A 23,665-nucleotide genomic window follows, 5' to 3' on the forward strand; every position below is an offset into this window, starting at 1 on the left:
CACCTCCAAGCTTATTTTCTTGCGTGAGAGTAATGGTATAAAAAAAGTCCTCTCAGCGTGTGCGAGAGGACTTTTGAAAAAAGGGTACAGCATACCCTAAGTATTTCAAACCGTTACCTTCTCAACCTCACGGGGCTGTGTTAAAGGATCATTATTTAACTGTTGTCAGTATCTCAGTTTTCTTACGATTTGTCAATACTATTTCCGTAAAATATTTAGTGCTTCTTCAAACACTTCTGGAATCGGTGCTTCAAACTCAATATATTCACCAGTACGAGGGTGATCGAAACCTAAAATCCCTGCATGAAGTGCTTGCCCATTCATATCTAATGTTTTCTTCGGACCATACTTTGGATCTCCCGCAAGTGGATAGCCAATATATTTCATATGAACACGAATTTGGTGCGTACGTCCTGTTTCTAAGCGACATTCTACAAGTGTGAAGTCTTTGAAGCGCTCTAACACTTGGAAGTGCGTAACAGCATTCTTACCATTTTCATCAACTGTCATACTTTGACGCTCTTTCTTATCACGGCCAATTGGTGCATCAATCGTTCCCTTATCATGCGGAATAACACCGTGCACAATCGCTTTGTAACGTCTTGTTACTGTTTTTGCTACAAGTTGATTTACAAGTGATTCGTGCGCCATATCATTTTTAGCAACCATTAATAGTCCAGATGTATCTTTATCAATACGATGAACGATACCAGGACGCATTACACCATTAATACCTGATAGGTCTGTACAATGATGCATAAGTCCGTTTACAAGCGTACCACTTGTATGTCCTGGTGCCGGATGTACAACCATACCACGTGGCTTATTTACAACGAGTACATCTGCATCTTCATAATGAATTTCTAAATTCATATCTTCCGCTTTAATATCAAACTCTTCTGGGTCAGGAATTGTTACTGTAATTTCATCATTTCCTTTTACTTTATAATTCCCTTTAACTGATTTCCCATTTACTGTGACAACAGCATCTTTAATCCATTGCTGTACTTGTGAACGTGACCATTCACTGTTTATTTCTGCAACGAATTTATCAATTCGCTCGCTTTTTTGTTCTTCTGCAACTGTTACTTGTACTACTTCACTCATTCAATTACTCCTTCGTTTTCTTTCCTTCTAATACTGTTTGAATAATAATTAATACAACTCCAATACATAATGCTGAATCAGCTATATTGAATACTGGATAATTGTACGAGAAAATATACACGTGAATGAAATCCACTACTTCTTGTCTAAATACACGATCAATAAAATTACCAATTGCTCCGCCTAAAATCAGACCTAATGAAATACCTAGAAGTTTGTCCGTTTTTGCATATTTTTTCATATAAAATACGATAAATGCTACGAAAACGACTGTAATAATGTAGAAAAACCACATTTTATTTTCTAAAATACCCCAGGCAGCTCCTCTATTTCGATGTGATGTTATGTATAATACATTATCGATAATCGGAATGCTCGTACCCAATTCCATGTTCTTTACAATTAGCCACTTCGATATTTGATCGATGGCAATGACAAATAACGCTATTACATAATATATCATTTTCATTTCCCCCACAAAGACAGTGTACCTCAAAATTTTAGCATAGCTGCTACCTTTTCACAATGAACCTTTATAGAAGAATAAAATAAATTAAAAAAAGGTAATATAATATCGTTGTGCGCACTCATACATTTACCTTTTCATAGAAAAATTCATGAATCGTACGGGCAGTCGGCATTGTTTTCATTTGTTTTGTAGGAATTGCTCTCCCAGTTTCTTCACAAATACCGTACATATCTATTTCCATTTTAAACAATGCACGTTCTACATCTTTTAAATCCTCTTTTATATCATGTAATAGCAGTTTTTTCTTTATCTCTTCCTTAATTTCATATCCAAGCTCCCCGCTAAACTCTGTATCATATTTGTGCATGACTTCTTTAGCTAGTCTCTCTTGCAACTCTTTTCTCATCAATTGCAATTCTTCTTTTATTTCCATATACATTTCATTCACGTGTACATTCCTCCCAGCTGCAATGTACGATTAGTGTGTCCGAAATTCTCATGCTTACCTCACACACATTTTTCCTTCATAGGAAAGAGAGTGAAAGTTATTTCAATATATTATCAACGAAAAAACAAAAAAACTGACTGCACTTACGCGCAGTCAGTTTTTTATTATTTTACATAGTTTTCTTTAACAACTGTTGCACAACGCTCACATAATGTTTCATGTTCTGCATCTTTACCAATTGTTTCTGAAACAACCCAACAACGTTCACACGTCTCACCTGTCGCCTGTGCTACAACTACAGCTGTATGCTCATACTTTGGTGCTTCTGTTGGCGCTTCTTCAATTGTACCACCAAGTTTATACTCAGAAACGATGAATAATTGCTTTAAGTCTTCACTAATAGACTCTAACATAGCCTTCATTTCTGCAGTCGGATATAGCGTAATGCTCGCATTTAATGACTTACCAATTACTTTCTCATTACGAGCTACTTCTAACGCTTTTAAAACGTCATCTCGTAATGTCATAAATGCATCCCATTTTGCTCTTAACGCTTCTGAACCCTCTACTTCTGTAGCTTCTGGCATATTAGTTAACTGTACGCTTTCTTCTTCTGCACCAGGAACATATGGCCATACTTCATCAGCTGTATGAGGTAAGATTGGTGTTACAAGTTTCGTTAATGCAACAAGAACATCATATAATACAGTTTGAATTGCACGACGATCCGCGTGATTTGCACCTTCAATGTATAAAATGTCTTTTGCAAAGTCTAAGTAGAATGAACTTAGATCAATTGTACAGAAGTTGTGAATTGCATGATATACAGCAGCAAAGTCATATGTTTCATATGCATCTTTTACTTTTGTAATTAAGTCATTTAACTTCACTAACATGTAACGATCTACTTCACGAAGTTCAGCTACTGCTACTGTATTTTCACTTGGATTAAAGTCATCTAAGTTTCCTAATAAGAAACGGAATGTGTTACGGATTTTACGATACACTTCTGCTACTTGTTTTAAAATATCATCTGAAATACGTACATCAGATTGATAGTCAACAGAAGATACCCATAAGCGTAAAATGTCTCCGCCTAATTGATCCATAATTTTCTTCGGTACGACGATATTTCCAATCGACTTACTCATTTTACGTCCTTCACCATCTAATACGAAACCGTGGCTTAGTACGCCTTTATATGGAGCTTTACCTGTTACAGCAACCGCTGTTGATAATGAAGAGTTAAACCAACCACGATACTGGTCAGATCCTTCTAAATATAAATCAGCTGGACGTTGTAAGTCTTCGCGCTCTTCTAATACCGCTTGATGAGAAGAACCTGAATCGAACCATACATCCATGATGTCTGTTTCTTTACGGAATTCACCATTTGGGCTACCTGGGTGTGTAAAGCCTTCTGGTAATAGATCTTTCGCTTCACGCTCGAACCATACGTTAGAACCGTGTTCACGGAATAAATCTGCTACGTGGTTAATTGTTTCATCCGTAATAATTGGATCGCCATTCTCAGCATAGAATACAGGAATTGGTACACCCCATGCACGCTGACGAGAAATACACCAGTCACCACGGTCACGAACCATATTATGAAGACGAGTTTCTCCCCACGCTGGTACCCATTTCGTTTCCGCAACAGCTTCTAATAACTCTTTACGGAATGCTTCAATAGATGCAAACCACTGTGCTGTCGCACGGAAAATAATTGGTTTTTTCGTTCTCCAATCATGTGGGTATGAATGCGTAATGAATGTTAGTTTTAGTAACGCGCCTACTTCTTCTAATTTTTCTGTAATTGGCTTGTTAGCTTTATCATAGAATAAGCCTTCAAATCCAGGTGCTTCCTCTGTTAATACACCTTTATCGTCAACTGGACAAAGTACTTCTAATCCATACTTTTTACCAACAATAAAGTCATCTTCTCCGTGTCCTGGTGCTGTATGAACACAACCTGTACCTGCATCTGTTGTTACGTGATCTCCTAGCATAACTAATGAATCACGATCGTAGAATGGATGTTTTGCAACTGTGTACTCAAGTTCGCTACCTTTTACCGTTTTCACAACTTCAGCATTTTCCCACTCTAACGTTTTTGCAACTGTCTCAAATAGTTCAGAAGCAATAATATATTTTTCATCATTTACTTTTACGATGCTGTATTCAAGTTCTGGGTGAACAGAAATACCTAAGTTTGCAGGTAACGTCCAAGGTGTTGTTGTCCAGATAATAAATTTCTCATCACCTTCTAATACGTTCTTTCCATCTTTTACAGGGAATGCTACGTAAATAGATGCTGATTTTTTATCTTGGTATTCAATTTCAGCTTCTGCTAAAGCTGATTCACTCGTTGGAGACCAGTAAACTGGTTTTTGCCCTTTATAGATATAACCTTTTTTCGCCATATCACCAAACACTTTAATTTGTTGTGCTTCATAAGCTGGCTCTAAAGTAATGTATGGGTTATCCCAATCAGCACGTACACCTAGACGCTTAAATTGTTCACGTTGACGTTCTACTTGTTCATATGCATACTCTGCACATAACTTACGGAACTCAGCAACTGTCATTTCTTTACGCTTTACACCTTTATTTGTTAAAGCTTGTTCAATTGGTAAACCGTGCGTATCCCAACCTGGAACATATGGCGCAGAGTAACCAGTCATAGATTTATAACGAACAATAAAGTCTTTTAATACTTTATTTAATGCATGTCCCATATGAATGTCACCATTCGCATATGGAGGTCCATCATGTAGTACAAATAAAGGACGACCTTTTGTATGTTCTTGTACCTTTTCATAAATATTCATTTCAGCCCACTTTTCTTGCATTGCAGGCTCACGTTTTGGTAAATTCCCACGCATTGGGAACTCTGTTTTTGGCATTAGTAATGTATTTTTGTACTCCATGCTCAATTCCTCCTTACATGTATAAAAGAAAAGACCTAAAAAACGGAATAAAAAAGAGACTTTCTCATCCCAAAAAGGGACGAGAAAGTCTCCCGCGGTACCACCCTAGTAGATCCTATACGCATGTATACAATCCTCTTTATATTCTTAACGCGAATATAACGCCTACGCTTACTCTATTTGTTCAGCGCGGAACTCCAGGGTGATATTCCCATAATCTCCTTATCCTGAGCTTACACCATCCTCAGTTCGCTATATAAGGTATGAAAAAGGTACTTATCCCTATCTTCGTTTTTCTTAATAAATATGCTGTTTAAAATTATATGTAATAATGGGAAAAACGTCAAGCTTACACTGTTTCTTCTTTTTTCAACAGCTCGTCCACTTCGTCTTCTAACTCAATTAGTTTATCCCAATCATCGTTGTTTAACATTTCAAGCTGTGTTTCTAATAGCATACGGAAACGAGTACGGAATACTTTTGCTTGTTTTTTTAATTCTTCAATATCAAATGCCACTTTTCTTGATTTTACTAGCGCTTCGTTAATGATACGATCCGCATTCTTTTCCGCTTCACGTACGATTAATTTCGCTTCTTTTTGCGCATTACGTTTCACTTCTTCCGCTGCTTCTTGTGCAACAACGATAGATTTGTTTAGCGTATCTTCAATATTAGAAAAATGATCTAACTTTCCTTCTAATTGCGCAACCTTTTCTTCTAAAGTTTTTTTCTCACGAATGACTAATTCATAATCTTTGATAATTTGATCAAGAAACTCATTTACTTGATCTTCATCATAGCCACGGAATCCGCGACCAAATTCTTTGTTATGAATATCTAATGGTGTTAACGGCACAACGCCACCTCCAAGTAGTTATCTAAATTTCCTCTTTCAATTATATCTTTTCTTCGACAAAATAGGAGGATTTCCTTCTAAAAAACCAATCATTTTAGTATACCATACAAAATTCTCCATTTGTCGCGCTTCGTTTTACCTTCTACAGAAAATATTTTACTTCTTCCGTATCCTCTAACCGAGAATACATCTCCTGGAAAACATTCATACGCAGTTTGTTCTACTGTTTTCCAATTGACTTTTACTAAGCCACCTTTTATAAGAGGCTGTACTTTCTGCCTGGATATATGTAGCATTTCAGCTAACAAAACATCTAGACGAAGTGATGAAACTGTTCCAGATTTTTCTCCCCACTTTTCACCTACACACAAAATTTGTTCTGCTTGTACAGGCGTGAGAGATACTTTCACTTTCCCTATTGATTGTAAGTTCATTTCAATATAAGATGCAACTTCTTTTGCAACTGCAATTTGGGCACGATTTTCTTGAAGCAAAATATCACCACATTTTTCTCTGGTTAAACCAAGTGACATAAATGCACCTAATATTTGCCTGTGTTCTAGCGTATAAAATTTGGAAGGATAGTCAATTTCTAATACTTCTACTTGAAATTCTTCTTCATTTAATTCTAGATAGTCTGGATAAATTAGTGCTCTTTTTCGTTCAGATTCAGGCATCGCACCATCAAAGCGTACAGCAACCTCTCCTTGCCCTATTACCATAGAGACAATTTGTTGCTGTCTTGGATCAAGAAAATCTGTTAACTTGACTTGATGATACTCAGCCTCCTGTTTCCACTCTAATACTTTATCCACAAAGACCTCTTCATCAGGTCTAAAATGCTCATAGATGCTCATGTAAGTAACCTCTTATTATAAGAAATAGCGGAATAAACTTACTAAACCATTTGTAGCAAGCTTTAACGCAAGAATCGCAACGATTGGAGAGATGTCAATCATACCAAGCGGCGGAATAAACCTGCGAAATGGTTCTAAATACGGTTCACAAATACGTGCAAGAAACTCTCCAAAAGTTGATTCCTTTGCACCAGGAAACCATGATAGGAGAATGTAAATAATAAGTGCCCACGAGTAAATCTCGATAGCATAAAGTAAAACTGTTAAAACTGTTCCCATGGCGTATTACCACCTCTTTATATTTGTTTCTTCTTCTTCACCGAACAACTCTGAAATTGCACCAACAATATCTACATTTTCAGGTGTACACATAAATGTTTTTGGGCCTATCTTTTGAATATCCCCGTCTATAGCGTATACAGTACCACTTAAAAAGTCAACGATACGTACAGCTTGATCTGTAGACATTCTTTGTAAATTAATTACAACAGCTCGTCTACCTTTTAAGTGATCCGAAATGCCTTGTGCTTCCGAATATGTGCGTGGTTCTAGTAAAACAACTTTTGAAGATTGCTTCGCTGTTTCAATACTCACTACATTTTGCTTCGGTTGCATTTTCGCAAACGGAACATCTTGTTTTTCAGGGGGGTCTTGTTGTTTTTTCATGTCTGTTTGCTCCTTTTCATAACTATATTGAGCTGCTTCTTTTTCTTCCGGTGTGTCAAAAAAGAAGTATTTTACTTTTGACCAACTCATAATAACTTTCTCCTTCCTCTTACGCTTTTCCTACTAAAACCGTTCCCAAACGAATATATGTAGCGCCTTCCTCAATTGCAATCGTGTAATCATTTGACATTCCCATTGATAATTCTTTACATGGTGCATGTAATAATTCTAGCTCTTGCACCTCTGTTTGTAGCATGCGCAATTCCTTAAAGCAGCGACGAATCTCTTCCTCTTCTCCTGTAAACGGAGCCATTGTCATTAATCCTACCACTTCAATCTTATCCAATTCTTGCAAACTTTGAATAAAAGAAATTGTTTCTTCTATCGCCAATCCTTGCTTTGATTCTTCAGATGATGTTTTCACTTGAATAAAGCATTTAACTTTCTTATCAGCACGTTTTTGAATTTCTTTTGCAAGTGAGAGACGATCTAATGAATGTAAATAATCAATCTCATTAATGATTTCTTTTACTTTTCTCGTTTGCAATGAGCCAATAAAATGCCAATTCACGTTTGAACCGAAATGCTCGTATTTTTGTGAGAAACCTTCATTTCTATTTTCACCTAAATCAATAATTCCTGCTTCAATTACTTCGCTTGTTTTTTCAATTCCTACAGTTTTTGTAACTGCAACGAGCTTAATATCTTTCATCGAACGTCCAGCTCGTGCACAAGATTCTTTAATTGCTTCGTTTACACCTGCTAAATTCCCTTGCACTGTCACTTGCTTCACTCCTCCTTAAAACCTATGAAACTCAACATTCTCCCCGTCTTACCTTGATCACGACGATGAGAGAAAAATAATTGTTCTTCACAGCTTGTACAAAGAGATGACATTACAATATGTTCTTCTTTTATGCCTGCTTGTACACATAATATACGATTAACTTCTTTTAAATTAATTGCATACTGACCATCAGAAATTACTTTATAAGGAACAGGTCCGTTTACTACTTGCTGTGCTGCTGTTAATACACGATCATCAACAACATAACAACATGATCCGATCGCCGGCCCAATTGCGACATGAATTTCATCACTTGAAACACCTTCTGCATTCCACTTTTGAATCATTTCTTTCGCGATCTCTGTTACAGTCCCTTTCCACCCAGCATGCGCAAGTCCTATCATATCATGTGATGGTGCATAAAAATAGAGCGGAACACAATCAGCGTAACAAGATGTTAAGAGAACATCTTTGTTCGTCGTATAAATGCCATCCGTTTTTGGAATACCGTCTTCATATGAATAAACGCCTTTCCCTTTTTCTTGCAATCCTACTTTCTCAACATGATGGTCATGAACTTGTTCAGAGCAAATCCAGTTTTCTAATGGTTTTTGTAACTTATTTGCTAAAATGCGTCTGTTTTCATGAACGTTCTCCACGATATCATTCACATGTAATCCTAAATTCATCGCATGAAAGGAGCCTGTACTTACTCCACCATCTTTTGTCGTAAATCCAACAGTAATGTTTCCAAGTTCTTTCCACGCTTGTAAATACAGTATACCGTCCACATATTTAAATGGTTCTCTCATAACAAAGCGGCTCCTTTTAATTAAAATAACATAAAAAAGCATGGTACTTCCTGTCTATTTTACCATACTTTTATTTTTTCATAATGACAACTGAAAAAAAAGAGGAATTTGTAATATTCTTTAAGAAATTGTCGGTGTTTGTATTGATTCTGTTACAGAATTAATATTATCCACCCTCACAAGTATGACATCTTCCCCAATCTTCATAATTTGCTCCCAAGGAATTACAAATTCTACTTCCTTTCCAAAGAGTCCAAGCATTCGTGTCTGCTTGGAAATAATAACTGCCCTAATCTTCCCTGTGTCTATATCAAAATCAATATCTCCAATATTTCCAAGCCTTTTTCCATCTAAAACATTCACAACATCCTTCATTTGAAACTCCGAAATTCGAATCATATTCATCCTCTCCCTTATATCATGAATTGTAAGTACGCTCTCAAATAAAGTGCAACCTTAATCAGTGGAGATATTGCCCATCCCTACTGACTATTCCCCCATGCCAATCGGACTTTTACGGGCAACATGACTTCCACCTAACTTCTTTACTTCAGCCGAATTTAAAAGCGAATAAGCAGTATATAACTGCTACTAATAGAACATCCATTTTATTTTCATTATATGAACCGATCTACTTTACTATGAGCGCAAAATATTATATAAAAAAGGCCTCACCATAACTGGTGAGGGCCTTATCCTTGAATCGTCTTATTCATTTGCTTAATAGCAGACTTCTCCAAACGTGATACTTGCGCCTGAGAAATCCCAATTTCTTCGGCAACTTCCATCTGTGTCTTTCCTTGGAAGAAACGTTTTCGAATAATCATTTTCTCACGATCATTTAAACGTTTCATCCCCTCTTTCAACGCTAGTTCTTCAACCCACTGCTCGTCCTTTTGTTTTTCATCACTTAACTGATCCATAACAAAAATAGGATCTCCTCCATCATTATAAATCGGTTCAAACAATGAAACTGGGTCTTGAATAGCATCTAACGCAAAAACAATTTCTTCATGTGTCACTTCAAGAACTTTGGCAATATCCATTGCTGTCGGTTCTTTCGAGTTTTCAGCAATCAATTTCTCTCTTACTTGCAATGCTTTATACGCAATATCTCGTAACGACCGAGATACGCGAATTGGATTGTTATCACGCAAATATCTGCGTATTTCCCCAATAATCATCGGCACAGCATACGTTGAAAATTTTACATTTTGGCCTAAATCAAAATTATCAATGGATTTCATAAGTCCAATGCAGCCAACTTGAAATAAATCATCAACATATTCTCCTCTGTTATTAAATCTTTGGATGACGCTCAGTACAAGACGTAAGTTTCCATTCACTAATTTCTCTCTTGCGCTTATCTCTCCACTTTGCATTTCACGAAATAATTTACGCATCTCTTCATTTTTTAGTACTGGAAGTTTAGCTGTATCAACACCGCAAATTTCTACTTTGTTTCTCGTCAAAGTGTTCCCTCCTATCGGGAGTTGCTGTACAGTGTAAAGTATTTCCTTTGAAGGGGATTTTATGCATGTGGTTTTTCCATCATTTTTCACAAACATCATATTTCCTAATGCACAAAAAAGAATAGGACCAGTCTAAATACCGACTGGTCCTATTCTTCACACCATTTTATTAAATTCTTTTCGTAATCTTTTTATAATTCTTTTTTCCAAACGAGAAATATAAGACTGTGAAATTCCAAGCATATCAGCCACATCTTTTTGTGTCTTCTCTTCGCCACCAGCGAGTCCAAACCGAAGCTCCATAATTTGTTTTTCACGATCATTTAATTGATGCAATGCTTTCATTAAAAGATGACGATCTACTGTAGCTTCTAAATCTTTTGTAATAATGTCATCATCTGTACCTAAAACATCTGATAATAACAGTTCATTTCCGTCCCAATCAATGTTAAGAGGTTCATCAAACGAAACTTCCGAACGATTTTTATTATTTCGACGCAAATGCATTAAAATCTCATTTTCTATACAACGAGATGCATATGTTGCTAATTTAATTTTCTTTTCTGGATTAAATGTATTCACTGCTTTTATAAGACCAATTGTTCCTATACTAATTAAATCCTCAATATTTATCCCTGTATTTTCAAACTTTCTTGCTATATATACAACAAGCCGTAAGTTACGTTCAATAAGCAGTGACCTCGCCGCTTGATCTCCCTTTGGCAATTTATTCAAAAGAACTTCCTCTTCTTCTTTCGTTAACGGTGGTGGCAACGCTTCACTTCCACCAATATAATAAATTTCATCGGTCTTAATTCCTAATTTCAGCAATACTTTATACCAAAGGTATACCAAATAAAATTTTAATTTCATCATATTATCCCGCCTCTCATAATTAAGCTATTACCATCTTTTGCGAAATCAACATTTTCGGATGTACAATGCATTGATACTCTCCATTGCTAGATAATTGTTGTGTATTTAATCCAATCAATACTTTATTTACAACAATCGAACTATCTTCATGATAAACTTGCACACAATCTGGCTTAATTGCCCATAAAAATTGATTCTCTACTCCTACTGCTCGGAAAGGAATTAAACGCAGTTTCGTTGCCCATCCGGAATCATTTTCTGGTATTTGAGGAATTTCTGTTTTGGAATAAATTTGTTCTGTTAACCAAACTGGCAAACAATGTTCTAATGATGAAATATGCATAATCATAACGGGTGTTTTTGTTAACGGATCATAAAGTTGGTTCCCACTATCAATTAGACCTGCTAGTTCCAATTCCTCTCCAACTAATTGAATTTTCACTTTCACGATTTGATCATAGTGTATCTTTGTGACTTCTACGCTTTCTATACGCTTTTTAGAAAAGTAATAAATTACTGGAAAACCAAAAATCACAAACAACCAACTAATTGGATCACCGTAAGAAACTGATTTAGATTGAACTAATCCATTTACCATTTCGTTCGTTTGCAAAAAGAAATGAGTTCCAATTAATCCTCCACCAACCATAAAAGTGACAAAGTAAAAAGTAAAAACAGTTTGTGCATAATTTCTAAATGTTGAAAACCCAAATGCTGTATACACAATAAGTAACGAGTACAACAGTTTCATAATTGGATGTGTCATCATAGAAGCAAAAGGAGTAAAGGCGAAAATAACAATAGTTGAACCTATAAATGCTCCTAACACAAGCCTCCATCTTTTGATTCTCTTTTTTAACACGGTGGCTGTTAATAAAAGTAAAAGAAAATCAATGCAGGCGTTTAACAACCAAACAATGTCGGCGTAAACAACCAAACAATTCACCTCTTTTTTTAAGTTGAGACTAGTATAATGCATATCCAATAGGAAAGTGTGTCAATTGGTGGAGGGGTTTTTTTGTTATTTTGTGATTTCTAGACATAATCTGTCGGTAAAAAATAAAAGTGTATTTTTCATAGAATAATATGAATTTCTTACTTATATACATAATAATTGAATTATATGTAAGCAAATTTACATCCTCTTTCTCACAACTTCATCTACAAATAAAAAAAAGACCTGCTAAGCAGATCTTTTTCATTCCAATAATAAAAAAGGAGCATGAAAGCTCCTTTTCTTTTATCGTCTACGACGGTTACGTAAGAATGCTGGAATATCGATGTCATCTGAATCTGTATGACGATCATGCACAACCGGCTCTTCACGTTTCATTTCACGCTTAACTTCACGTTGTTTTGAAGGTTGAGCTACTGGTTGTTGTTGCTGTTGCGTGTGATTCGCAGTCGGACGAATAATTGGTTTTGGCGGCTGCGTCGCAGCACTATCATCAAAACCAGTTGCAATTACAGTGACAACAATATCATCTTTTAATCCTTCATTAATAACAGAACCGAAGATCATATTTACTTCTGGATCCGAAGCTGAAGCTACAATGTCTGCTGCTTCTTGTACTTCGTATAAGCTTAAGTTCGCGCCGCCCGTAATGTTCATAATAACACCTTGAGCTCCATCAATAGATGTTTCTAGTAATGGACTAGAAATAGCTTTCTTCGCAGCTTCAGCAGCACGATTTTCACCATTACCAGAACCAATACCCATTAAAGCAGAACCTCTATTAGACATAATTGTCTTTACGTCTGCAAAGTCTAAGTTAATTAAACCTGGTGTTGCAATTAAATCAGAAATACCTTGAACACCTTGGCGTAATACGTTATCAGCTTCACGGAATGCTTCTAACATCGGCGTATTTTTATCAACAATCTCTAATAAGCGATCGTTTGGAATTACAATAAGTGTATCTACATTTTCTTTAAATGCCGCAATACCAGATGCAGCTTGCGTCGCACGTTTACGTCCTTCAAATGTAAATGGACGTGTTACAACACCAACTGTTAACGCACCTAATTCTTTTGCAACTTGAGCAACAACTGGAGCTGCACCAGTTCCAGTTCCGCCACCCATACCAGCAGTTACGAATACCATATCTGCACCACGAAGTGCTTCTTGGATCTGTTCTTTACTTTCTTCCGCCGCTTTTTTCCCTACTTCAGGGTTTGCGCCTGCACCAAGTCCACGCGTTAATTTTCCACCAATTTGCATTTTTGTTTCAGCTTTTGATAGATTTAATGCTTGTGCATCAGTATTCACAGCGATAAAGTCTACACCTTGTACACCGTGTTCAATCATACGGTTTACAGCATTGTTTCCGCCGCCGCCGACACCGATAACTTTTATATTTGCTAATTGATCTTGAGTAGTATCAAACTCTAACATGTCGAAATCCCCCTAGAACCTCATTTTTCGTGTCCAATTTTAATCCCATAAATAACGGAATACACGTTTTACTTTTGACATCATACGGTCATCATTTTGATTATTATTGTTTTGATTACGAGTTTTTTGTTTCGCAGGTTGCTGTTGTACCGGCATTGGTGCTGGCACTGGTTCAAAATGCTCTTGCTTTTCCTGCACATTTTTTCCACGTAATTTAGCTTTTTGATATGAGTGTTTAATTAAGCCTACTCCCATTGTATATTGTGGCTCACGCACACCAATATAATCGGGAGTTGCTATACGAACATTTTCATGTAAGATATCATATGCAAGATCAAGAACACCTGGCATAGAAGCAATTCCACCAGTTAGTACATAGCCAGAAGCAACTTGCTTTATTCCTAACTTGTGCACTTCATCTTGAACAAACATTAAAATTTCCTCTACACGAGCCTCGATAATATCCGATAATTCCAATTGTGAATACTGTTCTGTTTGATCGCTTCCCATAATAGGAACCGTAAACATTTCTTCTTCAGATGCTGTATCATAAAAAGCATGTCCATATTTTAACTTAATTTGATCTGCATTTTCAGTTGAAGTTTTCAACCCAATCGCAATATCCTTCGTTATATGGTCTCCACCTAATGGTAATACGCTCGTTGCTTGTAACTCTCCATCTTTAAAAATAGATAAAGTTGTAGAGCCTCCCCCAATATCAACAAGGGCCACTCCTCTATTTTTTTCATCTGAAGATATTGCAACTGTTGCAGCCGCTAAAGGTTGAAGACAAATATCAACAATTTCAAGACCTGCTTTTTCTACACAACGAAGTAGGTTATGTAGTAAAGTTCTCGAGCCTGTAATAAGTGTACCTTCCATTTCTAATCTTACACCGATCATCCCGCGTGGATCGTTAATCTCGTCAAGACCGTCTACAATGAACTGTCGAGGTACCACATCAATAAATTCACGTTCAGGAGCAATTGACACAACTTGTGCTGCATCTAGAACGCGTAAGACATCTTCATTTCCGATTTCACGATCTTCATTTGAAACAGCGACTACTCCATGACAAGGAAGTAGCTGTACCTGGTTTGCATTGACACCCACTACAACTTGCTCAATGTGGATTCCCACCATACGCTCAGCTTGTTCAATTGCTTTTTTAATTGATCGAACAGTCTCATCTATATCGACTATCGATCCCTTCTTTAAACCATTTGATTTTACATTTCCAACACCAATTATGTTTAAGCTGTCATTAACCATTTCACCAATGATGACTTTAACATTGGATGTACCGATGTCAAGACTAACATATATTTCATTGCTGTTCATTCTTTGGCACCTCCTTCTTTATTTATACCATACAACTCAATATATGGAACAACAATCGCAACTTTACTATTTATAAGAAAAATATTCAACGTCTTTATACGTTTCCCTTTTTTAACCCTATATTTTTCTTATTTTTATTTAACATTCATTTAAGAATATCGCAGTAAACTGTGAATAACTGCTTATCTTGAAATAATTCTATTTCAAGTGTAAAGATTACCGCCAAGTATAAGTCTACACTAAGATGTACTCATAGAAAAGTGAAACTTGTACCAATCCTAGTATGAATCTAATAATTTTTACATATTTTTCATCAAATTAAGCATTCTTGCAAATTAGCATTCATATAAAAGAACATTCGTTTCATTTTATACGTAATAACGCAGTGAAAACTATCATTCTATTCTTTCTTTTCTTCAGCACCTAGTTCCTTCGTATAAGCCCCCACTTCTAAGTCAATTAATACCTTCTTACCAGGTTCAATTGTTTTTATAATAAGTGGATAAGCTTCCATTCGCTTTGCGAAATTTTGAATAGTAGTGCTCACTTCATATCCTTCATTCATATATAAAGTAAGATGATCTTCATTTGCGTTCGTTGGTGTATAACGAATTTCAGAAATAGACCTTAAAATAGTCGGCGTTAATTTTTCTAGTTCTGCAATTAACTCCTTCATTTTTTCCTCTTTAAACGGTTCAAAAATTGGTGCTGCAACTGGAAGTTTTCCATTTGGAAGTACATCTAGTGTTTTCCCATTTTCTAATAACGGTTGTAATTTCCCATCTTTGTTTATATAGCCGATGGTTAAATATTCTTCTATATGAACATCAATTTTGTTTGGGAAACGCTTTTTTACATTTACCGCTTTAATTTCTTTTCGTTTCGTTAAGTTTTCTTCTGCTTTATGTGCTGTTACTCGGAAATAACTCGTGTCATATGTCACACCTGATTCCTTCATAACTTGTTCATCTGTCATATAATGATTTCCAAACACACTTATCTTTTTTATATTACTAAGTGGAGACCGAAAGTAAATTAAAAAGAGTACTAATAAAAATAAAATCGATATGTATAAAATTAACCGATGATTAACAGGTTTTTTATTCTTTTTCTTTTGATTCTTTAGCTTTGGTACACGATCTTGTAGTTTAATCACTTTACTATTTTTCATGTACGATCCCCCTATGTAACATAAAAAACGGCATGTTCCTCATGCCGTTCTTATCTTCTTATTATAACATAAATGATAATGAGCGGAACGAATAACCGTTATCTTCCAATTATTTCTACTTCGGTATGCATATCAACACCAAATTTATCCTTAATTGTACGCTTTATCAATGCAATCAAGTCTAATACATCTTGCGCTGAGGCCACACCAGTATTAACAATAAAATTCCCATGCATTTCAGAAATTTGAGCCCCACCAATTGTATAACCACGAAGCCCTGCTTTTTCTATTAAATCTCCTGCAAAATATGGGACTGGATTTCGAAATATACTTCCTGCACAAGGATGATTCCAAGGCTGTGTTTCACGGCGATAATCTTTATTCTTTTGCATGCTTCTTACAATTTCCTTGCGTTCGCCTACCTCCAATTGGAATTCAGCTTCCAAAACAATACCAGGGCGCTTCGTTTGCAATACAGATGTACGATAAGAAAACTCCATTTCGGTATTCGTCAACCAATTAATTGTTCCATTTTCAAACAAAATACGAGCTTTCGTTAGTACACTCGATATATCGGACTTATGAGCGCCTGCATTCATATACACTGCACCACCGACACTTCCTGGAATACCACTTGCAAATTCCAAGCCAGCTAATCCCTGTCGACTAAGTAAAGTTGACAATTTAATAAGGGGATATCCAGCACCAACTCTTACTTTATGTTTTTCGACTTCTAAGTGGTCTAATCCTTCTCCTAAACGAATAACCACACCTTCTATACCTTGATCAGATACAAGAAGATTTGAACCACGACCAATTACAGTCCACCCTGCCTTGTACTTCTTTACTAACTTTAGCGTTTTCTCAATATCAGCAACATGCTTTGGCACAATTAAAATATCAGCTGGTCCACCTATTTTCATAGTCGTGTAACGCGCTAACGGTTCATTAGCTAACACGCGACCAACATTTGCTTCTAAAAGCTCTTTTACTAATTGTTCCATAGACAATCTCCCCCATATTAAGTCTCCTTATTACAGTAATATGCAGGGCGTTCACCTAATGTTATTTTTTAATAAGCTTGTTCATTACCTCATATAGCTTATTTGCTGCATCTGGAATACCAAGTTGCTTAGCAGCCAGTTTCATATTTTGTAATGTTTGTGTATCCAATAAAATTTCATCAATATCACGAATAAGCGTTTCAGATGTTAAATCTTTTTCAAGTAGCATTTTAGCTGCTCCTTTATCAACAACTGATCGTGCATTTTTTTCTTGATGATTATTTGTTACATACGGACTCGGAATTAATACACTTGGCTTTCCTAATGCCGTTAATTCTGCAAGCGTTGTAGCCCCTGCTCTTGAAACAACAAGATCTACACCAGTCAGTACCTCTGGCATATTATGAATAAAAGGTTTAATAATAACATTATTCGGATTCCCTTTTTGTTTCACAGCTTCCATAACTTTATCATAATGTACTTCGCCTGTTACATATAATACTTCGTAACTTTTATTCCCAAATTGTTCAATCGCTTCTACAAAAGCATCGTTAAGCGGTCTAGCCCCACGACTCCCACCAAAAATAAGCACGGATTTTTTAGAAAGGGATAGTCCTACCGAACGTTTTCCTTTCATTCCATTTTGGTCCAATACTTCTGATGCACGTGGATTACCTGTCATAACCACTTTTGACTGTGGGAAATGTTCTGCAGCTGCTTCAAAGCAAACTGCAACTTTATCGACATAACGACTTAAAAATTTATTCGTTACACCAGGTACACTATTTTGTTCATGTACAATAGTCGGAATACCTAATTTAGCCGCAGCATATACAACTGGCCCACATACATATCCACCCGTACCGATAACAATATCAGGATTAAAACGACGAATATATCGTTTACTATCTTGAACACCTTTTAGGAAACGCATCACCGTTTTTACATTATCAAGAGATATTTTCCGTTTAAATCCACTTATAACAATAGATTGGAACGGAATACCCGCTTTCGGTACGATGGTACTTTCTAATCCATTCTCTGTACCAATGTATAAAAACCTTGCTTCCGGATTTAATTTTTTTATTTCTCTAATTAAAGCAAGAGCTGGATAAATATGTCCTCCAGTACCCCCACCACTTACTAATACTCGCACTACTAATTCCTCCACTTCCCTGTTCTTATTCAATCGTATTTATTTCTATATACATATTGTATTTTCCACACATACGAAAAACCCTGTCTTTTAAACAGGGTTTAATAGCGAGAATGGCGACTTATATTCAATAATACACCTACTGCCATTAACATTAAGGTCAAACTTGATCCACCATAACTTAAAAATGGCAAAGTAATACCCGTAACAGGCATCAGTCCTGTTACAACACCAACATTAATCATTACTTGAATCGCAATCATCGCCACAATACCTACTGCTAAAAACGTACCATATAAATCTGGCGCTCCTAATGCTATACGAATCCCGCGCCATAGTAATAGACTAAATAATAATAACACAAATGAACCGCCAATAAAACCTAATTCCTCGGATAAGATTGCAAATATAAAGTCTGTTTGTGGTTCAGGTAAATAAAGAAACTTTTGTCTACTTTGTCCAAGTCCAAGCCCAAATAAACCACCAGGTCCAATTGCGAGTAACGATTGAATAATTTGAAATCCACTTCCAAGCGGATCCGACCACGGATCTAAATATGATGTGATGCGTTTCATTCGATATGGTGCTGATGCAATTAATCCTACAAATCCCGCTGCACCAAGCAAACCAAACATTGCAAAGTGAAAGACCCTTGCTCCCGAGATAAATATCATAATAATACATGTCCCAACCATTACCGTTCCCGTACCAAGATCTGGCTGTAACATAATCATCCCAAAAGCAAGAAATACAAAACTTAGAGCAGGTAGTAATCCACGTTTAAAAGATGTAATTAATTTTTGTCGTTCCGCTAAAAATTTTGCTAAGAAAATAATCATCGCGAATTTCATAAACTCTGACGGTTGAATGGAAAATGCCCCGATTCCAATCCAACTTCGTGCTCCCCCGCGAACGAGACCCACTCCTGGAATTAAAACGAGAATAAGAAGAACGAAACAAACTAGCAAAATTACTTTTGAATACGTGCGCCACACCCAATAATCAATTTTCATTATAAAAAACATAGCCACTACACCAATACTCGCAAACAACAACTGTCTTTTTGCAAAAAAGAATGAATCCCCCATTTTATAAGAGGCCCAAACTGCACTCGCACTATAAACCATAATCATTCCGATTGTTAACAACGCAAGTGTAACGATGATGAGAATAAAATCAGGCGTTTTCTTCATTATCCATGAACACCACCTCTTTAGGCAGAACCCTTTGCCCTATGTAACAAAACATCAGTAGGTGTTAGCCTACTGATGTTTTGATTTACTTTATATAAGTTTATGCACAGCTTGTATAAAAATGTCTCCTCTTTCTTCAAATGTTTTAAATTGATCCCAGCTTGCACATGCTGGTGAAAGAAGAATTACATCGCCATCCGTAGAATGAGCGTAAGCTTTCACTACTGCCTCACCTAAAGTATCGACACTTTCAATTACATCTAATCCTGCTTTTTCAGCCGCTCTTACTAATTTTGGCGCAGTTTGTCCAAATGTTACAATCGCTTTGACATGTTTAAAGTATGGAATTAAATCGTCAAATTCATTTCCGCGATCAAGTCCGCCAGCTAATAAAACAATCGGTTGTGTAAATGCAGACAATGCTTTTTCTGTTGCTAGCATATTCGTCGCTTTTGAATCATTATAAAACTTACGATTATTAATCGTTGTTACATATTCTAAGCGATGCTTTACACCTGTAAAACTTTTTAACACAGCAGTAATTGCTTCATTAGAAACACCTAGTAGCTTCGCAATACTCATCGCTGCTAAAATATTTTCTAAATTGTGCTTACCAGGTAAAACAATATCGCTTACTTCAACCACTTTTTCGCCTTTAAAATAAAGAGCGTTTTCTTTTATATATGCACCATCTTCAATTTCTTTCGTAGTCGAAAATAGTACTTTTTGTCCTTTACTTTGTGCCGATAACGTCATTACATCTGCATCATCCGCATTAATTACACTATAATCTGTTTCAGTTTGGTTTTTGAAAATATTCGCTTTTGCCAAACCATACTCTTCCTTCGTTCCATGGTAATCTAAATGCGCTTCAAATAAATTTAAAAATGCAGCAATTTTAGGTTGGAACGTCTCTACTCCCATCAACTGGAATGATGAAAGTTCTGTAACTACAACTTCATTTTCTTTTGCAGCTTGTGCAACTTCACAAGCTACTGTTCCGATATTTCCCGCAATAACAGGGTGCTTTTTGCCTTCTTTTAACATTTCAAACGCAAGCATTGTCGTTGTTGTTTTACCGTTAGATCCCGTAATTCCAACAAATGGAGCTTCTGAAATACGATATGCTAATTCAACTTCAGTGACAATCGGAATTTGCTTTTCTTTCGCCGCCACTAGTAGTGGATTAGAATATGGAATCCCTGGATTTTTTACGATAAGTGAAATGTTTCTTTCCAACAATTCTAACGGATGTCCACCACAAACAACATCCATACCCTTCGCTTGCAATTCAGCTGCAGGCACGTTACCCGCTAATGGTTTCCCATCATTTACAATAACGTTTGCACCTAATTCGTTTAATAAAGCAGCTGCTGCATAACCACTTTTAGCAATACCTAATACAAGAACATTTTTATTTTCAAATTCAGTTATAGTTTTCAATTACATCCACACCCCGATATAAATTCCTAACACAGCTAGTAAAAATCCTACAGACCAAAACGTTACAACAACGCGCCATTCTGACCAACCACATAATTCATAATGATGATGTAATGGACTCATTTTAAAGACACGCTTTCCTGTTGTTTTGAACGAAATAACTTGGATAATAACAGATAAAGTTTCTGCTACGAATACACCGCCAATAATAACGAGTAACAATTCTTGTTTTAACAAAATCGCTACAGCCGCAATTGCTCCCCCTAAAGCTAGAGATCCTGTATCGCCCATAAATACTTTCGCTGGATTCGCATTGAATACTAAAAAGCCTAGTACAGCTCCTACAACTGCCATACAGAAAATCGCTACACCAAATTGTTCTTGAGCCACAGCAATAATACTAAATGCCCCGAATGCAATAGCAGCTGTTCCTGATAATAAACCATCTAAACCATCTGTTAAGTTAACCGCATTCGATCCACCAATAAGCATAACTAATACAAGAACAAAGTATGCCCAGCCTAATTCGAATTCAACATCCGTTCCTGGAATCATAATATAAGTGTGAAATGCTTGCCCTTTTCCAATTAAAAAGAATGCAATAGCAATTACAAGCTGACCAATCAATTTTTGTTTTGATGTTAAACCAAGATTTCTTTTCTTAACTACTTTTATATAGTCATCTAAAAATCCGATTAATCCATATCCAAATGTAACTAATAATAATAATGATACTTCTGCACCTAAATTGTTAAATTTAATCGCCATAATGAGCGTAGTTACCATCATGGATACATATATGACAATACCACCCATCGTTGGTGTCCCTGATTTCTTTTGGTGTGACTTCGGTCCTTCGTCACGAATACTCTGTCCGAACTTTAACTTTCTTAAAAATGGAATAAATAATGGCGAAAGGGCAACAGAAATTAAAAATGCTACCCCGGCCGTTACTAATAAACCTTGTTCAAGCACATGTAGTCCTCCTCTCATGCTGTTACTCTTTGTTGTTTAAACGCTCCGTGATTGCTTCTTTAGCGACTTCACGATCGTCAAAATGATGAACTTCCTTACCAATAATTTGATATGTTTCATGCCCTTTACCAGCAATAATAATTATGTCAGCATCTTTTGCTTTAGCAATTGCACAATGTATCGCTTCTTTTCTATCAATAATTACCTCGTAATTATTCCCATTTGCACCATTTACCATATCATCTAAAATAGCCTTCGGATCTTCACTTCTTGGATTATCTGATGTATAAATTGCATGCGTTGCATATTCTGTTGCGACACTTGCCATTATCGGTCTTTTCGTTCTATCTCTATCACCACCGCAACCAACGATACAATATACATTCCCTTTTGCAAATTGTTTTGCTGTTTTAAGTACGTTCTCTAAGCTATCAGGTGTATGTGCATAGTCAACAATAACTGTGTAATTTTGTCCACCATCAACAACTTCAAAACGTCCAGGAACACCAGCAAGCTCTTTAATTACACCAATAATTGTTTGTAAGCTCACTCCTGAAACAAGACCTGCTGCTGTAGCAGCTAACACGTTGTATACATTAAACTTACCAATTAATTTCATCGTAACATTGACAGTTTCATACGGTGTTACAAGTGTAAATGTTGTACCGCCACTCGTCATTACGATATCTCGTGCCATAATGTCGCTTGCAACATCTATACCGTATGTTACAACAGTAGCTGCTGTACTTCTCATATACTCCTCTGCTACTGGATCATCACTGTTTAATATAGCGTATTTTTCACGATTATGATGATAACTATTGCCAAGCTGTGCAAAAAGCAACCCTTTCGCATGTTTATATTCTTCCATCGTTTTATGATAGTCTAAATGATCTTGTGTTAAATTCGTAAATACTGCAACATCATAATCACATCCGTGTACACGGCCAAGATCTAAAGCATGAGACGAAACTTCCATTACTGTGCTATCCACACCTTGTTCAACCATTTTTGAAAACGTCTGTTGAAGTGTTAGTGCATCTGGTGTTGTATTTTTCACCTCAAATGTTTCATCACCGATTTTCATATTAATCGTTCCAATTAGCCCTGTTTTATGACCATGTGCGCGCATAATTTCATCCATAATATGCGATGTTGTTGTCTTTCCATTTGTACCTGTAATACCGATTAAATGTAACTTGTGTGTTGGTTGGCCATAAAAATAATCAGCTAAAACCGCTAGCGAACGAAAAGTATTTTTCACAAGTACAACTGGAACGTCAACATCAATTGGTCTTTCCGCAACAATAGCAGCCGCTCCTTGTGCGGCTGCTTGCTTAGCAAAGTCATGGCTATCAACCGTATATCCTTTCATACATATAAATAAGCTTCCCTCTTTCACTTTACGTGAATCCGCTTCAATAGATGTTATTTCTGGATTTTCTTTTGGAACAACTGGAAAATCATGCAAACATGATAAAAGTGTATGCAACTTCATTTCACTAAACCCTCTCTACATTGTTTATTTATCTCTTATTTTAGCAAGTAACACGTTACCTCCTAGTTATATAAAAATAGGAGGTAAGTGCTACTATAGTCTAATCAATAGATTTATTTATTAATGAGACACATATCGTCTCAAATAAAGCAATTTTCTTATAAAAAACTCACTTCCACCAATTGTACCATAAAACACAATCAGTTACC

23 protein-coding genes and 1 other annotated feature are annotated in these 23,665 nt (G+C 36.2%); all 23 genes read right to left on the reverse strand.

Features of this window, described 5'->3' with window-relative positions; genetic code table 11:
* Positions 1 to 198: 198 nt before the first annotated feature.
* Positions 199 to 1,107, reverse strand: coding sequence for an RluA family pseudouridine synthase (locus LUS72_RS19275; RefSeq protein WP_097830925.1), 909 nt, complete (start codon positions 1,105 to 1,107; stop codon positions 199 to 201).
* Between the two features lie 4 nt (positions 1,108 to 1,111).
* Positions 1,112 to 1,570 carry a lipoprotein signal peptidase LspA gene (lspA, locus tag LUS72_RS19280; RefSeq protein WP_000642178.1) on the reverse strand — a complete coding sequence of 153 codons (459 nt, stop codon included), beginning with the start codon at positions 1,568 to 1,570 and terminating at the stop codon, positions 1,112 to 1,114.
* A gap of 124 nt (positions 1,571 to 1,694) precedes the next feature.
* Positions 1,695 to 2,024, reverse strand: a complete 330-nt coding sequence (locus LUS72_RS19285) for a TraR/DksA C4-type zinc finger protein (RefSeq protein WP_097830924.1) — start codon at positions 2,022 to 2,024, stop codon at positions 1,695 to 1,697.
* Positions 2,025 to 2,188: 164 nt separating this feature from the next.
* Complete coding sequence (ileS2, locus tag LUS72_RS19290; protein ID WP_097830923.1) at positions 2,189 to 4,954, reverse strand: isoleucine--tRNA ligase; 2,766 nt, start codon at positions 4,952 to 4,954, stop codon at positions 2,189 to 2,191.
* A 72-nt stretch (positions 4,955 to 5,026) separates the two neighbouring features.
* Positions 5,027 to 5,252 (reverse strand) — a binding site (T-box leader).
* A gap of 51 nt (positions 5,253 to 5,303) precedes the next feature.
* Positions 5,304 to 5,810 (reverse strand): septum site-determining protein DivIVA, encoded by a 507-nt coding sequence (divIVA, locus tag LUS72_RS19295; protein ID WP_097830922.1) that lies wholly within the window; start codon positions 5,808 to 5,810, stop codon positions 5,304 to 5,306.
* Positions 5,811 to 5,899: 89 nt separating this feature from the next.
* Positions 5,900 to 6,667, reverse strand: coding sequence for a YlmH family RNA-binding protein (locus LUS72_RS19300; RefSeq protein ID WP_097830921.1), 768 nt, complete (start codon positions 6,665 to 6,667; stop codon positions 5,900 to 5,902).
* A 15-nt stretch (positions 6,668 to 6,682) separates the two neighbouring features.
* The gene (locus LUS72_RS19305; RefSeq protein ID WP_097830920.1) at positions 6,683 to 6,946 is read right to left on the reverse strand and encodes a YggT family protein; all 264 of its coding nucleotides are present in this window, start codon (positions 6,944 to 6,946) and stop codon (positions 6,683 to 6,685) included.
* 6 nt (positions 6,947 to 6,952) lie between these two features.
* A complete protein-coding gene (locus tag LUS72_RS19310; RefSeq protein WP_097830919.1) occupies positions 6,953 to 7,423 on the reverse strand; it encodes a cell division protein SepF in 471 nt (156 codons plus the stop codon).
* A 19-nt stretch (positions 7,424 to 7,442) separates the two neighbouring features.
* Positions 7,443 to 8,117 (reverse strand): YggS family pyridoxal phosphate-dependent enzyme, encoded by a 675-nt coding sequence (locus LUS72_RS19315; protein ID WP_097830918.1) that lies wholly within the window; start codon positions 8,115 to 8,117, stop codon positions 7,443 to 7,445.
* 5 nt (positions 8,118 to 8,122) lie between these two features.
* A complete protein-coding gene (gene pgeF, locus LUS72_RS19320) occupies positions 8,123 to 8,932 on the reverse strand; it encodes a peptidoglycan editing factor PgeF (protein WP_097831050.1) in 810 nt (269 codons plus the stop codon).
* Positions 8,933 to 9,052: 120 nt separating this feature from the next.
* On the reverse strand, positions 9,053 to 9,331 hold the full coding sequence (locus LUS72_RS19325) for a YlmC/YmxH family sporulation protein (protein ID WP_097830917.1): 279 nt from the start codon (positions 9,329 to 9,331) through the stop codon (positions 9,053 to 9,055).
* 293 nt (positions 9,332 to 9,624) lie between these two features.
* Positions 9,625 to 10,404 carry an RNA polymerase sporulation sigma factor SigG gene (gene sigG / locus LUS72_RS19330; protein ID WP_000197755.1) on the reverse strand — a complete coding sequence of 260 codons (780 nt, stop codon included), beginning with the start codon at positions 10,402 to 10,404 and terminating at the stop codon, positions 9,625 to 9,627.
* Positions 10,405 to 10,560: 156 nt separating this feature from the next.
* On the reverse strand, positions 10,561 to 11,280 hold the full coding sequence (gene sigE / locus LUS72_RS19335) for an RNA polymerase sporulation sigma factor SigE (RefSeq protein WP_000976948.1): 720 nt from the start codon (positions 11,278 to 11,280) through the stop codon (positions 10,561 to 10,563).
* 19 nt (positions 11,281 to 11,299) lie between these two features.
* Positions 11,300 to 12,217 carry a sigma-E processing peptidase SpoIIGA gene (spoIIGA, locus tag LUS72_RS19340; RefSeq protein ID WP_141533251.1) on the reverse strand — a complete coding sequence of 306 codons (918 nt, stop codon included), beginning with the start codon at positions 12,215 to 12,217 and terminating at the stop codon, positions 11,300 to 11,302.
* Between the two features lie 303 nt (positions 12,218 to 12,520).
* A complete protein-coding gene (gene ftsZ, locus LUS72_RS19345; protein WP_097830915.1) occupies positions 12,521 to 13,675 on the reverse strand; it encodes a cell division protein FtsZ in 1,155 nt (384 codons plus the stop codon).
* Between the two features lie 39 nt (positions 13,676 to 13,714).
* The gene (gene ftsA, locus LUS72_RS19350; RefSeq protein ID WP_097830914.1) at positions 13,715 to 15,016 is read right to left on the reverse strand and encodes a cell division protein FtsA; all 1,302 of its coding nucleotides are present in this window, start codon (positions 15,014 to 15,016) and stop codon (positions 13,715 to 13,717) included.
* Between the two features lie 400 nt (positions 15,017 to 15,416).
* On the reverse strand, positions 15,417 to 16,187 hold the full coding sequence (gene divIB, locus LUS72_RS19355) for a cell division protein DivIB (RefSeq protein ID WP_128853658.1): 771 nt from the start codon (positions 16,185 to 16,187) through the stop codon (positions 15,417 to 15,419).
* 98 nt (positions 16,188 to 16,285) lie between these two features.
* Entirely contained in the window at positions 16,286 to 17,191 is a 906-nt protein-coding gene (gene murB / locus LUS72_RS19360; RefSeq protein ID WP_264448019.1) for a UDP-N-acetylmuramate dehydrogenase, read from the reverse strand.
* 61 nt (positions 17,192 to 17,252) lie between these two features.
* Entirely contained in the window at positions 17,253 to 18,347 is a 1,095-nt protein-coding gene (gene murG / locus LUS72_RS19365; RefSeq protein ID WP_097830911.1) for an undecaprenyldiphospho-muramoylpentapeptide beta-N-acetylglucosaminyltransferase, read from the reverse strand.
* A 101-nt stretch (positions 18,348 to 18,448) separates the two neighbouring features.
* Entirely contained in the window at positions 18,449 to 19,540 is a 1,092-nt protein-coding gene (spoVE, locus tag LUS72_RS19370; protein WP_000753514.1) for a stage V sporulation protein E, read from the reverse strand.
* Between the two features lie 90 nt (positions 19,541 to 19,630).
* A complete protein-coding gene (murD, locus tag LUS72_RS19375) occupies positions 19,631 to 20,983 on the reverse strand; it encodes a UDP-N-acetylmuramoyl-L-alanine--D-glutamate ligase (RefSeq protein ID WP_097830910.1) in 1,353 nt (450 codons plus the stop codon).
* A complete protein-coding gene (gene mraY, locus LUS72_RS19380) occupies positions 20,984 to 21,958 on the reverse strand; it encodes a phospho-N-acetylmuramoyl-pentapeptide-transferase (protein WP_097830909.1) in 975 nt (324 codons plus the stop codon).
* A 22-nt stretch (positions 21,959 to 21,980) separates the two neighbouring features.
* Entirely contained in the window at positions 21,981 to 23,456 is a 1,476-nt protein-coding gene (murE, locus tag LUS72_RS19385) for a UDP-N-acetylmuramoyl-L-alanyl-D-glutamate--2,6-diaminopimelate ligase (RefSeq protein ID WP_097830908.1), read from the reverse strand.
* Positions 23,457 to 23,665 lie beyond the last annotated feature (209 nt).

The organism is Bacillus cereus (assembly GCF_025917685.1).
GTDB lineage: Bacteria > Bacillota > Bacilli > Bacillales > Bacillaceae_G > Bacillus_A > Bacillus_A cereus_AT.